The 324-nt window shown below is 73.8% G+C and carries 1 protein-coding gene; it reads left to right on the top strand.

The window, feature by feature from the left end; genetic code table 11:
* Positions 1-105: 105 nt before the first annotated feature.
* Positions 106-324, top strand: a 219-nt coding sequence (locus SB751_RS29070; protein WP_410748917.1) for a thiamine phosphate synthase, incomplete at its 3' end; no start/stop codon positions are given.

Genomic DNA, 324 nt, shown 5'->3' with positions numbered 1-324 from the left:
AATGCCCGAGGCGGTGCGCCAGGGCCTGGCCCACGCCGACGCGGCGGTCGCCGCCAGCTTCCTGCCGGGCATGGGCCGGCGCATTCCCAACCGGATCCAACCGCAATGAAAGCCCTGCGTTTTCCCGCCGGCCTGTACGGCGTCACCCCCGAATGGGACGACACCGAGCGCCTGATGCGCGCGGTGCGCCAGGCCGCCGAGGGCGGCATGCGGGCGCTGCAACTGCGCCGCAAGGACGTGCCCGACGCGGTGCGCGCCGAGCAGGCGCGCGCCCTGGCGCCCCTGTGCCGCGAGCTGGGCGTGGTGTTCCTCATCAATGACGAC

It is taken from the genome of Cupriavidus sp. SIMBA_020 (assembly GCF_046535395.1).
Lineage (GTDB): Bacteria > Pseudomonadota > Gammaproteobacteria > Burkholderiales > Burkholderiaceae > Cupriavidus > Cupriavidus campinensis.
Note: the sequence above shows the minus strand (reverse complement) of the source record. Positions and strands in the feature narration are given on the sequence as shown.